Annotated in this window: 10 protein-coding genes; 5 read left to right on the top strand and 5 right to left on the bottom strand. The window is 60.4% G+C overall.

The genetic code is table 11. From position 1 onward, the window contains the following. Positions 1–34 precede the first annotated feature (34 nt). The 3 genes from GQ39_RS26295 to GQ39_RS26285 form a co-directional block, all read right to left on the bottom strand. The gene (locus GQ39_RS26295) at positions 35–1,576 is read right to left on the bottom strand and encodes a phosphoenolpyruvate carboxykinase (RefSeq protein WP_047536242.1); all 1,542 of its coding nucleotides are present in this window, start codon (positions 1,574–1,576) and stop codon (positions 35–37) included. A gap of 179 nt (positions 1,577–1,755) precedes the next feature. Next, positions 1,756–2,658: an Hsp33 family molecular chaperone HslO gene (hslO, locus tag GQ39_RS26290; RefSeq protein WP_047536240.1), complete on the bottom strand. Its 903-nt coding sequence runs from the start codon at positions 2,656–2,658 to the stop codon at positions 1,756–1,758. Between the two features lie 210 nt (positions 2,659–2,868). Then, positions 2,869–3,273, bottom strand: a complete 405-nt coding sequence (locus GQ39_RS26285; protein WP_047536239.1) for an RNA-binding S4 domain-containing protein — start codon at positions 3,271–3,273, stop codon at positions 2,869–2,871. A gap of 215 nt (positions 3,274–3,488) precedes the next feature. On the opposite strand from GQ39_RS26285, the gene rimB reads away from it, so the two are divergent. Together rimB and rimK are read left to right on the top strand one after the other, a co-directional pair. After that, on the top strand, positions 3,489–3,968 hold the full coding sequence (gene rimB, locus GQ39_RS26280; RefSeq protein ID WP_047536237.1) for a retropepsin-like aspartic endopeptidase RimB: 480 nt from the start codon (positions 3,489–3,491) through the stop codon (positions 3,966–3,968). Continuing rightward, positions 3,965–4,870: a 30S ribosomal protein S6--L-glutamate ligase gene (gene rimK, locus GQ39_RS26275; RefSeq protein WP_034148478.1), complete on the top strand. Its 906-nt coding sequence runs from the start codon at positions 3,965–3,967 to the stop codon at positions 4,868–4,870. Before rimB ends, rimK begins: the two co-directional genes overlap by 4 nt. 125 nt (positions 4,871–4,995) lie before the next feature. On the opposite strand, the gene GQ39_RS26270 is transcribed toward rimK, so the two are convergent. Both GQ39_RS26270 and ompR read right to left on the bottom strand, forming a co-directional pair. Continuing rightward, the gene (locus tag GQ39_RS26270; protein WP_047536235.1) at positions 4,996–6,309 is read right to left on the bottom strand and encodes an ATP-binding protein; all 1,314 of its coding nucleotides are present in this window, start codon (positions 6,307–6,309) and stop codon (positions 4,996–4,998) included. 115 nt (positions 6,310–6,424) lie between these two features. Beyond that, positions 6,425–7,165: an osmolarity response regulator transcription factor OmpR gene (gene ompR / locus GQ39_RS26265; RefSeq protein ID WP_047536233.1), complete on the bottom strand. Its 741-nt coding sequence runs from the start codon at positions 7,163–7,165 to the stop codon at positions 6,425–6,427. Between the two features lie 361 nt (positions 7,166–7,526). Here ompR and GQ39_RS26260 point away from each other — a divergent pair, with 361 nt between their 5' ends. The 3 genes from GQ39_RS26260 to gshA all read left to right on the top strand — a co-directional run bounded on the left by GQ39_RS26260 (position 7,527) and on the right by gshA (position 12,029). Continuing rightward, positions 7,527–9,851 carry a Tex family protein gene (locus tag GQ39_RS26260; RefSeq protein ID WP_047536231.1) on the top strand — a complete coding sequence of 775 codons (2,325 nt, stop codon included), beginning with the start codon at positions 7,527–7,529 and terminating at the stop codon, positions 9,849–9,851. Then, on the top strand, positions 9,851–10,234 hold the full coding sequence (locus GQ39_RS26255) for a PaaI family thioesterase (protein WP_052193636.1): 384 nt from the start codon (positions 9,851–9,853) through the stop codon (positions 10,232–10,234). Before GQ39_RS26260 ends, GQ39_RS26255 begins: the two co-directional genes overlap by 1 nt. 211 nt (positions 10,235–10,445) lie before the next feature. Continuing rightward, complete coding sequence (gshA, locus tag GQ39_RS26250; RefSeq protein ID WP_047536230.1) at positions 10,446–12,029, top strand: glutamate--cysteine ligase; 1,584 nt, start codon at positions 10,446–10,448, stop codon at positions 12,027–12,029. Positions 12,030–12,232 lie beyond the last annotated feature (203 nt).

The following is a 12,232-nucleotide window of genomic DNA, read 5'->3' as shown; positions in this document are numbered from 1 at the left end:
GAAAGGCGGTTTTCTCATTGCATCAAACCAACGCTTACAACTGAGGACCGGCAGCCTTGATCGCGTCGCTCACGTCGAACTTCTTGAAGTTCTCGATGAACAGGCCGGCCAGTGCTTTGGCGGCTTCGTCGTAGGCGGCTTTGTCAGCCCAGGTGTTGCGTGGGTTCAGCAGGCCAGTCTCAACGCCCGGTACGGCCAGTGGCACGTCGAGGTTGATGGTGTCCAGGTGCTCGGTCTCGGTACCGATCAGCGCGCCGCTCTGGATCGCTGCGATCACCGCACGGGTGGTCGGGATGTTGAAGCGCTTGCCGACGCCGTAGCCGCCGCCGGTCCAGCCGGTGTTGACCAGGTAAACCTTGGAGCCGAAGCCGCGGATGCGCTTGATCAGCAGTTCTGCGTATTCGCCAGCCGGACGCGGGAAGAACGGTGCGCCGAAGCAGGTGGAGAAGGTCGACTTGATGCCGCTGCCCGAACCCATTTCAGTCGAACCCACCAGCGCGGTGTAGCCGGACAGGAAGTGGTAGGCCGCTTGCTCTTCGTTGAGGATCGACACTGGCGGCAGCACGCCGGTCAGGTCGCAGGTCAGGAAGATGACAGCGTTCGGCTCGCCACCGAGGTTTTTCTCGGAGCGCTTGGCAACGTGCTCCAGCGGGTAAGCGGCGCGGCTGTTCTGGGTCAGGCTGACATCGGCGTAGTCAGCGTGCTTGGCGTCATCGATGACGACGTTTTCCAGCACTGCGCCGTGCTTGATGGCTTTCCAGATGACCGGCTCGTTCTTCTCGGACAGGTCGATGCACTTGGCATAGCAACCGCCTTCGATGTTGAACACCACGCCCTCGCCCCAACCGTGCTCGTCGTCACCGATCAGGTAACGGCTTTCGTCGGCGGACAGGGTGGTTTTCCCGGTGCCGGACAGACCGAAGAACAGGGTCACGTCGCCCTCTTCGCCGATGTTGGCGGCGCAGTGCATTGGCAGCACGTCGGCGGCCGGCAGCAGGAAGTTCTGCACCGAGAACATGGCTTTCTTCATTTCACCGGCGTAGCGCATGCCAGCGATCAGCACTTTCTTCTGTGCGAAGTTGAGGATCACGCAACCATCGGAGTTGGTGCCGTCACGCTCTGGAACGCATTCGAAGTTGGCAACGTTGAGCACTTGCCACTCATCACGGCCAGCCGGGTTGTACTGGGCCGGGTTGATGAACAGGCAGCGGCCGAACAGGTTCTGCCAGGCAGTCTGGGTGGTCATCTTCACGGCCAGGTAGTGGTCGGAAGCCGCACCTACATGCACGTGGGAAACGAAATGCTCTTGCGCGTTGTTGAACGCCTCTACGCGATCCCACAGGGCGTCGAACTTGTCGGCCGGGAACTTGCGGTTGATCGGGCCCCAGGCGATGGCGCCTGTGGTGGTCGGCTCATCAACGATGAAACGATCGACTGGCGAACGGCCGGTACGGTGACCGGTACGAACAACCAGTGCGCCGGTATCGGCAAGCTCGCCTTCACCGCGGTTGAGGGCTTCTTTAACCAGATCATCAACACTCAGATCGGTGTACACGGCGTTATTGGCTTGCGTCATGAGGTTCCCCGTCGGCCAGTGGCCGAGTGCTCCAAACGTTTTGTAGTAGAAAGTCGCGCACTACTACCGCGAAAAAAGTGGGCCGGATTATGCCAGAAAAGCCCAAAAATAGTAGGGCCCTCCCGTCGTAACGGCGTTATTCCGGCACAAACCAGTGAATTTACCTGCGCTGAACCGTTTTAGTGACGGGTATCTGACGGCGTCTCGACGCCCGCTCCAGCAAACAATTGAGTGACATCGGCGGCATCAAACAGGTACTGCTGGTTGCAGAACTGGCAGTCGATCTCGATTTTTCCACCGTGTTCAATCACCAGGTTCTGCGCGTCTTCCATACCCAGACTGACCAGGGCATTGGCCGAACGTTCGCGCGAACAGCTGCAACGGAAGCGCAGTCTCTGCACATCGAACAGACGCACCTGCTCTTCATGGTAGAGGCGATGCAGCACGGTTTCGTTGTCCAGACTCAGCAGTTCATCGGCGGTCAGGGTGGTGGCCAGCGCGGTGAGGTGCTGCCAGCTGGCGGCGCGTTCTTCTTCGTCCTTCAAACGGTCGGCGGGCAGTTGTTGCAGCAACAGGCCACGCGCGTGGCGGCCATCGGCGCACAGCTTGATGCGGGTGCCAATCTGCTGCGACATGACGAAGTAGTTGGTGAAGCAGTCGGACAACGTTTCGCCATCCAGATCGACGACGCCCTGATAGCGCTGGCCCTGGTTAGGGTCAATGGTCAGGGTCAGCGAGCCGTCCGGCATCAAGTCGGCCAAGGTAGCGTCGGGGGCAATCCGGTCCGCCTCGTAACGTGCCAGGCCACGAATGTCGCGCTCACTGGAGCACTCGATCATCAGCAGCGGGATCGGACCTTCGGAACGGGCTTGAAGGATCAGCAACCCATCGAACTTCAATGTGCCGACCAGCAGCGCCGCAGCCGCCATCAGCTCGCCGAGCAGTTGCGCGACCGGCTCCGGATAGGCGTGTTTGGCCAAGACTTCAGCGTAGCTGAGCTCTAGCGAAACCATCTCGCCACGGGTGTCGCTGTCATCGAAGATGAAGCGTTGGGTGAAGTCGTTATCCGGTAAGTCGGTCATAAGTCTGGTATCTGAAGTGGTGACAAAAAGGGTGACAGAGTTCGAGGTTACGCCTTGGCTATAGCGTATTGCAGCCTGGTATTGGGTTAGAGGGCGCTGTGCGCTTTACGACCAATGGCTCATGTACGGTAGGCCAATTACCTCATATGGCTACACGCAGGCGCAAATACAAGTCTTGGCCTGATTGATGTGATCGGTGGCTTCGGTCAATCAATCGTTGCTGCTGCCACGAAACTTGAACAGATCACGCCGTTGTTTCTTGCTCGGCTTGCCATCAGTACTCACCCCCAAAGCCCCCGCCTTGCGCTGCGCCGCCGCGTTTTCGCGCTTGGCGATACTGGCCTCGGTTTCGGCGTACAGCGTTTGTGCCTCCGGCGCGCCACGGCGCACGATCGACAGCGCCTGGACCACCACGGTGCGCTCCTCGAAACCGGTACGAATCACAAATTCATCGCCAATGCGCGGTTCCTTGCCCGGTTTGCAACGCTCACCCCGGCAATGCACCTTGCCGCTTTCAATCGCTGCCTTGGCCAAGGCACGCGTCTTGTAAAAACGCGCGGCCCATAACCATTTATCGAGGCGGACTTTGTCGTCCTCTTCGTTTTTTTGTGCCATGGGATTTCCTCATACTGAAATATTGGTGAACTGTACTACCGTTTCTGTCGTACCAAGAATTACCTCGTCTCGGATTACAATGCAGGCATTCCAGAACCTCCCTGAAGGGCTGGAAATCCGGGCCGTAGATATCTGTCGCCTTTTAATCATTATTCTGCGTGAATACCGCGAATCGGGCCGCGTGCGGCCCAGCGGTTACTACCGGTTGAGCACCTTTGAAGACATTTGACCATTTGACCGTCGTCGGTCTGCGCGAGTGGGTCGCGCTCCCGGATTTGGGAGTCGCGGGCCTTCGGGCAAAAATCGACACCGGCGCCAGCACCTCCAGCCTGCATGCCACCGACATCGAGACCTTCGAGCGCGACGGTGAGCAGTGGGTGCGCTTCACGGCGCACCTGGGCACGGTGGTGCAATTGCGTCACCGTCGTTGCGAAGCGCCGCTGGTGACGATGAAAACCATTAAAAGCTCTAACGGTCACGCGCAGGTGCGATACGTGATCAGCACCACCCTGGCGCTCGGTGATCGGGTCTGGCGAGTCCAGTTCACGCTCGCTTGTCGCAAATCCATGCGTTATCGCCTGTTACTCGGTTCCAAAGCCCTGATCGATGGCCAGTTGGTGGTCAATCCGGGCATTAAATATGTACAAGACAAGCCGGTGTTCCCGGTATCTACCTCCTCCACAGGTGTTGCATGAAGATCGCTGTGCTGTCGCGGAACCCGCGTCTGTATTCCACCCGCCGCCTGGTCGAAGCCGGTACCGAACGCGGCCATGAAATGGTGGTAGTCGACACCCTGCGCGCCTACATGAACATTGCCAGCCACAAACCGCAGATCCACTACCGCGGCAAACCGCTGGAAGGTTTCGATGCCGTGATCCCTCGCATTGGTGCGTCGGTCACGTTTTATGGTTGCGCAGTGTTGCGCCAGTTCGAAATGATGGGGGTTTTTCCGCTTAACGAATCGGTGGCCATTGCCCGCTCGCGGGACAAACTGCGTTCTCTGCAATTGCTGTCGCGCCGGGGCATCGGTTTGCCGGTGACCGGGTTTGCCCACTCGCCGGACGATATTCCCGACCTGATCGCGATGGTCAACGGCGCGCCGCTGGTGATCAAGGTACTGGAAGGTACCCAGGGCATCGGCGTGGTGCTGTGCGAAACCGCCACGGCGGCAGAGTCGGTGATCGAGGCGTTCATGGGCCTCAAGCAAAACATCATGGTTCAGGAATACATCAAGGAGGCCGGCGGCGCCGACATTCGCTGCTTCGTGGTGGGCGACAAGGTGATTGCCGCCATGAAGCGCCAGGCCAAGCCGGGTGAGTTTCGCTCCAACCTGCATCGCGGCGGCAGCGCCAGCCTGATCAAGATCACGCCGGAGGAGCGCATGACGGCGTTGCGGGCGGCTAAGGTCATGGGACTGGCGGTGGCGGGTGTGGATATCCTGCGCTCCAATCACGGACCGCTGGTGATGGAAGTGAACTCATCGCCAGGCCTGGAAGGGATCGAGACCACCACCGGCAAGAACGTGGCGGGGATCATCATTGAGCATCTGGAGAAGAATGGCGGGCCGAATATGACGCGGACCAAAGGGAAAGGCTGATCTTAGAGGCTTGTGGCGGCTGGCAGGCCGCCTTCGCGAGCAGGCTCGCTCCCACAGCGGATTGCATTCCAATGTGGGAGCGAGCCTCGCGATGGGGCCATCAGCCCCACCGAAGAAGTCAGCGCTTAAACCGCATCCCGCGGCAGCATCAACCCCAGCGGCAAGCGCACCCGCGCTTCCAGCCCTCCGCCGGAACGGTTGCGCAGTTCAACATTGCCACCATGCATCGAAGCAATCCGCTTCACGATCGCCAACCCCAAACCGGTGCCCTTCCCGCCCCTTGCACGGTCGCCACGGGTGAACGGGTTGAAGATCGCTTCCAGTTCCGCAGGATCGATACCGGCACCACGATCCATCACGCTCAGCACCACATAAGGCGCGGCGGTGTCCCCGGATACGTATGCCGCCACTTCCACGCCGCTGCCGGCGTGATGCAGCGCGTTGCCAATCAGGTTATTCAACAGTCGTTTCATCGACACCCGACGCAGCGGGAATGGCTGGATTGGCTCCAGACGCAAGCGCACTTTTTCCTCGGTCTGGTTGTACGGCGCGGCGACTTCGCGGACCAGGTCACTCAGGTCCACCTCTTCCACCGACTCATCGCGCCCATCGCGAATGAACGCCAGGAATTGATCGAGAATCGCGTCCATGTCTTCGATGTCGCGAACCATGTCGTCGGTCAGGTCGCTGCGGTCGCCCATCAGCTCCAGAGACAAGCGCAAACGGGTCAGTGGCGTGCGCAGGTCGTGGGACACCCCGGCCAGCATCAGTTCGCGCTCGCGACCGGCCTGCTCGACATCTTCGGCCATCTGGTTGAAGGCGCGATACACCTCGGTCATTTCACTGGGTGTATCGCTAATCGGCAGACGCACGCTGCGACCCTGACCGAGCTGGCGTGCGGCATAGACCAGGCGCTTCAGAGGCTGATTGAGCTGGCTGACAAAAATCCACGCCGCAGCAGTGGACAGCAAGCCAATGGCGAGAAACCAGCCCAGGACGTTCCAGATTTTCTGGCCGCGCAGCGGATGCGGGTACAGCGGTACTTTCAACCAGCCTTCGCCCAGGCTTGGCGCCCGGACCCACAATGCCGGCGGTGCATGCATGCGCAATCGCACCTCGGTGTCCGCCCCCAGTTCGGCCTGCATCTGCCGCTGGTAGATCTCGCTGTAGGGCCAATGTTGCTCACCTTCCGGCACGCCGGCACCTACCACCCGTATCAGGGGTACGGCATCGGCGATCTTGTCGCGGTTGTTTTCATCGGCGGCCCAATAGGCGCGCAGTGTCAGGGCGACACCGTGACTGTACTGACGGTCCACCAGCACGTCTTCGTTCATCAACAGATAAACCAGGGTCAGCGCCTTGGAAAACAGGACGACGATGAGCACCAGCCAAAGGGTGCGGGAGAAGAAGCTCTGGGGGAACCAAACCGGGGTTTTCATGGATAACCGCTACATACTTGCAGGAGCGAGCCATGCTCGCATATTGCGGATCGCGAGTCTGCGGGCGGGATCGTCTGATCCGTCGCCCGTACGACCCGCTCCTACAAATCACCGATCACTTGGTGGCGGTGCCATCCGGAACGAACACGTAGCCTACACCCCAGACCGTCTGGATATAACGCGGCTTGGATGGATCCGGCTCGATCATCCGGCGCAGACGGGAGATCTGCACGTCGATGGAACGCTCCAGGGCATCCCATTCGCGGCCACGGGCCAGGTTCATCAGTTTGTCGCGGGTCAGCGGCTGACGGGCATTCATCACCAGGGCCTTGAGTACCGCAAACTCACCGGTGGTGAGCATGTGCACTTCTTCACCACGCTTGAGCTCGCGGGTGGCCAGCGACAGTTCGTAGTCACCGAAGGTCACGCTTTCATCTTCGCTGCCCGGTGCGCCAGGTACCGGGGCCGATTGACGACGCAACACAGCCTTGACGCGCGCCATCAGCTCGTCCGGGTTGAATGGCTTGGCCAGGTAATCGTCGGCGCCCAGTTCCAGGCCCTTGATACGGCTCAGCTCATCGCCCTTGGCGGTCAGCATGATGATCGGAATCTGATTGTTCGCGCCGCGCAGGCGGCGGCAGGCGGTCAGGCCGTCTTCGCCGGGCAGCATCAGGTCGAGGACGACCAGGTTGAACACTTCGCGTGCCAGCAGGCGATCCATTTGCTCGGTGTTCGGGACGGCACGGGCGCGGTAGCCCTTGCTGACGAAAAAACGCTCCAGCAGGCTGCTGAGGCCCGGATCGTCGTCAACAATAAGAATTTTCTCACCTTCAGCAATGTTTGCAGTGCTGCTCATTGGATGCTCCTTTGATCTCGGCGCGCATTATGGCGTAGCTGCCGTTATACGCACCGTGTGCATTGTTAGCAGATTTTTCCTCTACCGCCAGAAAACCGGCCGTTACACCTGTACCCCGTGATGCCCCCTAACGGCAGAACGCTGGTTATAATGCGCGGCCATTTGTGTCAGGCAACATCGGACCAGTACTACAGACAGGCGCTATTTATTTTCGTAGCGTTGGCAGTATTTGTTCGATTTCACGGGTCAACGGAGTGCCTGTTGACTCAGGTAGCGGCGCAGGCCAGGCCGCTCAACCAGACTCGCCAAGCCCCTATTTCTGCGCCTGCGAGCCTGCTTTCACAATTTGTCAGGTGGTTTTATGGACAGCATCAACAGCCGCATCGCCGAGGAACTCGGCGTACGCCCACAACAGGTCGAAGCGGCCGTCGCGCTACTCGATGAAGGCTCTACGGTTCCCTTCATCGCCCGTTACCGGAAAGAAGTGACCGGCAGCCTCGATGACATCCAGCTGCGTCATCTGGAAGAGCGTCTGCGCTACCTGCGAGAACTCGACGAACGGCGCATCAGCATCCTTGCCAGCATCCAGGAGCAAGGCAAGCTGACCCCGCAACTCGAGCGTGACATCAAGCTCGCCGACACCAAGACCCGCCTCGAAGACTTGTACCTGCCGTACAAGCAAAAGCGCCGCACCAAGGGCCAGATCGCCCTCGAAGCCGGCCTCGGCGACCTGGCCGACGGCCTGTTCAACGACCCGACACTGACACCGGATGCCGAAGCCGCACGCTTCGTCGATGCCGAAAAAGGCGTGGCCGACGTGAAGGCGGCTCTCGAAGGCGCCAAATACATCCTGATGGAGCGCTTCGCCGAGGACGCCGGCCTGCTGGACAAGCTGCGCAATTACCTCAAGCAGGAAGCCACCCTCAGTGCCCGCGTGATCGCCGGCAAGGAAGAGGAAGGCGCCAAGTTCCGCGACTACTTCGAACACGACGAACCGCTCAAAAGCATGCCATCGCACCGCGCGCTGGCGATTTTCCGTGGTCGCAACGAAGGCATCCTCAGCTCCGCGCTGAAAGTCGGCGACGAGCTGCCGGGCACCATGCATCCGTGCGAAGGCATGATCGGCCAGCACGTCGGCATCCAGAACCAGAACCGCGCCGCCGATAAATGGCTGGGCGAAGTGGTGCGCTGGACCTGGAAGGTCAAGCTCTACACCCACCTGGAGACCGACCTGCTGGGCGAACTGCGCGATAGCGCTGAAACCGAAGCGATCAATGTGTTCGCCCACAACCTGCACGACCTGCTGCTGTCGGCCCCGGCCGGCCCGCGTGCCACCCTGGGCCTCGACCCGGGCCTGCGCACCGGTTGCAAGGTCGCCGTGGTCGATTCCACCGGCAAGCTGCTGGATCACGCCACGGTTTATCCGCACGTGCCGCACAACAAATGGGACCAGACCATCGCCGTGCTCGCCGCCCTGTGCGCCAAGCATTCTGTCGATCTGATCGCCATTGGCAACGGCACCGCCAGCCGTGAAACCGACAAGCTGGCCGCTGAGCTGATCAAAAAATACCCAGCCATGAAGATGACCAAAGTCATGGTTTCCGAGGCCGGCGCTTCGGTTTACTCGGCGTCGGAACTGGCGTCCAAGGAATTCCCGGACCTGGACGTCTCTATCCGTGGCGCCGTGTCGATTGCCCGCCGCCTGCAAGACCCGCTGGCCGAGCTGGTGAAGATCGATCCGAAATCCATCGGTGTCGGTCAGTACCAGCACGACGTGTCGCAGCTGAAACTGGCGCGCGGCCTGGATGCGGTGGTCGAGGACTGCGTGAACGCCGTGGGCGTGGACGTGAACACCGCTTCCGTGGCGCTGCTGGCGCGCATTTCCGGCCTCAACGCGACCCTGGCGCAGAACATCGTCAGCCACCGCGACGAGCACGGCGCGTTCAAAACCCGCGCCGCGCTGAAGAAAGTCGCGCGCCTGGGCGAAAAAACCTTCGAACAGGCCGCTGGTTTCCTGCGCGTCATGAACGGCGAGAACCCGCTGGATTCGTCCGCCGTGCACCCGGAAGCCTATCCACTGGTGCAGCGTATCGCGGCTGAAACCGACCGCGACATTCGCTCGCTGATTGGCGATGCCGCGTTCCTCAAACGCCTCGATCCAAAAAAATACACCGACGAAACCTTCGGCCTGCCGACCGTGACCGACATTCTCCAGGAGCTGGAAAAACCGGGGCGCGATCCACGTCCGGAGTTCAAGACCGCCGAGTTCCAGGAAGGCGTCGAAGACCTCAAGGACTTGCAACTGGGCATGATCCTCGAAGGCGTGGTGACCAACGTGACCAACTTCGGTGCATTCGTCGACATCGGCGTGCATCAGGACGGTTTGGTGCATATCTCCGCACTATCGGAGAAGTTCATCAAAGATCCGCGGGAAGCGGTGAAAGCCGGTGATGTGGTGAAAGTGAAGGTCATGGAAGTCGACATCCCGCGTAAACGCGTGGGCCTGTCGATGCGCATGAGCGACACCCCGGGCGAGAAAATCGACGGTGCCCGTGGTGCACGTCCGGGATCGGCCCCGCGCCAATCCCAGAACACCGCGCCACGCAAGGAAACCACGGCGGCGGCTCCGGCCAACAACGCCATGGCTTCGCTGTTCGCCAACGCCAAGCAGTTGAAGAAACGCTGATGGACATCCCGGCCGGGCTGACCGAAAGCGCGTTTTTCAAGCTGCTGGGCTGTCGCTTGCACAGCCTGGAAACCGGGGTGGCGCAAGTCGCCCTGGCGCTGGAACCACAGTTGCGCAATCGCGGTGGCAAGCTGCACGGTGGGGCCTTGTTCAGTCTGGTGGACATTGCCATGGGGCTGGCCTGTTCCAGCACCCACGGCTTTGACCAGCAGAGCGCGACCATCGAATGCAAGATCAACTACATCCGCGCCGTCGCTGACGGTGAGGTGATGTGCACGGCGCGGGTGATCCACCCGGGCCGGCGCACGCTGGTGGTCGAAGCCGATGTGATGCAAGGCGACAAACTCGTCGCAAAAGCACAAGGCACGTTCGCAGTCCTGTAGCTACGGATCATCGATTTGAGTTAATTTCGGCGCAATGAAACCTGTGGGAGCGAGCAACCTCGCTCCCACAGGAATTGTGCGGTTATTGACTGACCGGCATATGGCCTGAGCGGCTCCAAAAACCAGGCGAAAACGCCAGTTTTAACTTCACCCTTGTAGACCGTCTTGCCCACCCCCATATTGGGGCGACTGACGCGTGAAGGAATCCAACTTGAGCGAACTTCTCAACCGCCGCCTGGCCCTGCTCGGCGAGCGCGCTAACCTCTCTCTGCTCGAACAGTGTCTTCACGGCATCGAACGTGAATGCCTGCGCGTGACCGATGAAGGTCGCCTGGCGCAAACGCCGCACCCGGAAGCATTGGGTTCCGCGCTGACCAACGAACAGATCACCACCGATTATTCCGAATCGCTGCTGGAGTTCATCACACCGGCCCTGCCCGACCCGGCGGACACGCTGGCGAGCCTGGACAAGATTCATCGCTTTGCCTACAGCAAGCTCGGCAACGAGTACCTGTGGAGTCCATCGATGCCGTGCCCGCTGCCGGCCGAGGAAGATATCCCGATCGCCTATTACGGCACGTCCAACATCGGTCAGCTCAAGTACGTCTACCGCAAGGGCCTGGCCCTGCGTTACGGCAAGACCATGCAGTGCATTGCCGGGATTCACTACAACTTTTCCCTGCCGGAGAAACTCTGGCCCCTGCTCAAGCAGGCCGAAGGTTTCGTCGGCACCGACCGCGACTATCAGTCGTCGGCCTACATCGCCCTGATCCGCAACTTCCGCCGCTACAGCTGGCTGCTGATGTACCTGTTCGGCGCATCGCCAGCACTGGACGCCGGTTTTCTGCGCGGTCGTTCGCATCAGTTGGAACAGCTGGATCCGGACACCCTGTACCTGCCGTACGCCACCAGCCTGCGCATGAGTGACCTGGGTTACCAGAGCAACGCCCAGGCCGGCCTGACGCCGTGCTACAACGACCTGAGCAGCTACATCGACAGCCTGCGCAAAGCGGTGGCCACGCCCTATGCGCCGTACGTCGAAGTCGGCACCCACAAGGACGGTGAGTGGGTTCAACTCAACACCAACATCCTGCAGATCGAAAACGAGTACTACTCCAACATCCGCCCCAAACGCGTGACCTACACCGGCGAACGGCCGATCCAGGCGCTGATGGCCCGCGGCATCCAGTACGTTGAAGTTCGCTGCCTGGACATCAACCCGTTCCTGCCGACGGGCATCGATCTCACCGAATCGCGTTTCCTCGACGCCTTCCTGCTGTACTGCGCCCTGAACGACAGCCCGCTACTGACCAACACCAGTTGCGGCAATGCGACCTCGAACTTCCTCAGCGTGGTCAAGGAAGGTCGCCGTCCGGGCCTGCAACTGCAACGCGACGGTCACCCCGTTGACCTGAAAGAGTGGGCCGCACAATTGCTGGAAAACATCGCGCCACTGGCGGCGATGCTCGATCAGAGCCACGGCGGCGATGCCCACAGCAAGGCGCTGGATGCGCAGTTGGCCAAGGTTCGGGACCCGTCCCTGACGCCATCGGCCCAGGTCCTGGCGGCCATGGCCGAGCACAAGGAAAGCTTTGTCCAGTTCTCCCTGCGCCAGAGCCGCGCGCACGCGGAGTTTTTCCGCAGCGAACCATTGCCGGCTGAGGAACAGGCCCGGTTTGAAGAACTGGCGCGTACGTCGCTGGCTCAACAGGCGGAGCTGGAACAGAACGAAGTTGGCGATTTCGACGTGTTTGTCGGGTCGTATCAGGCGAGCATCCTGGCGATCAGCAACTAACATCAGAAGGTCCTTCGGACCTTATCGCGAGCAGGCTCGCTCCCACAGTGGACTTTCAGTGTTGCCACAACTGTGCACACACCTGTGAGCACTGTGGCAGCGAGCCTGCTCGCGATTGAGCACGCAGCGGCCACGCTTAGGTTTTTCCGCTAATAAGCTAATTCGAAAAAGTTATTTATTTTCGAGTTCTTATATCATTTAGT

This window comes from Pseudomonas sp. 11/12A, assembly GCF_000800055.1.
Taxonomy (GTDB): Bacteria; Pseudomonadota; Gammaproteobacteria; order Pseudomonadales; family Pseudomonadaceae; genus Aquipseudomonas; species Aquipseudomonas mohnii.
This window is presented reverse-complemented; position numbering and strand designations above follow the sequence as displayed.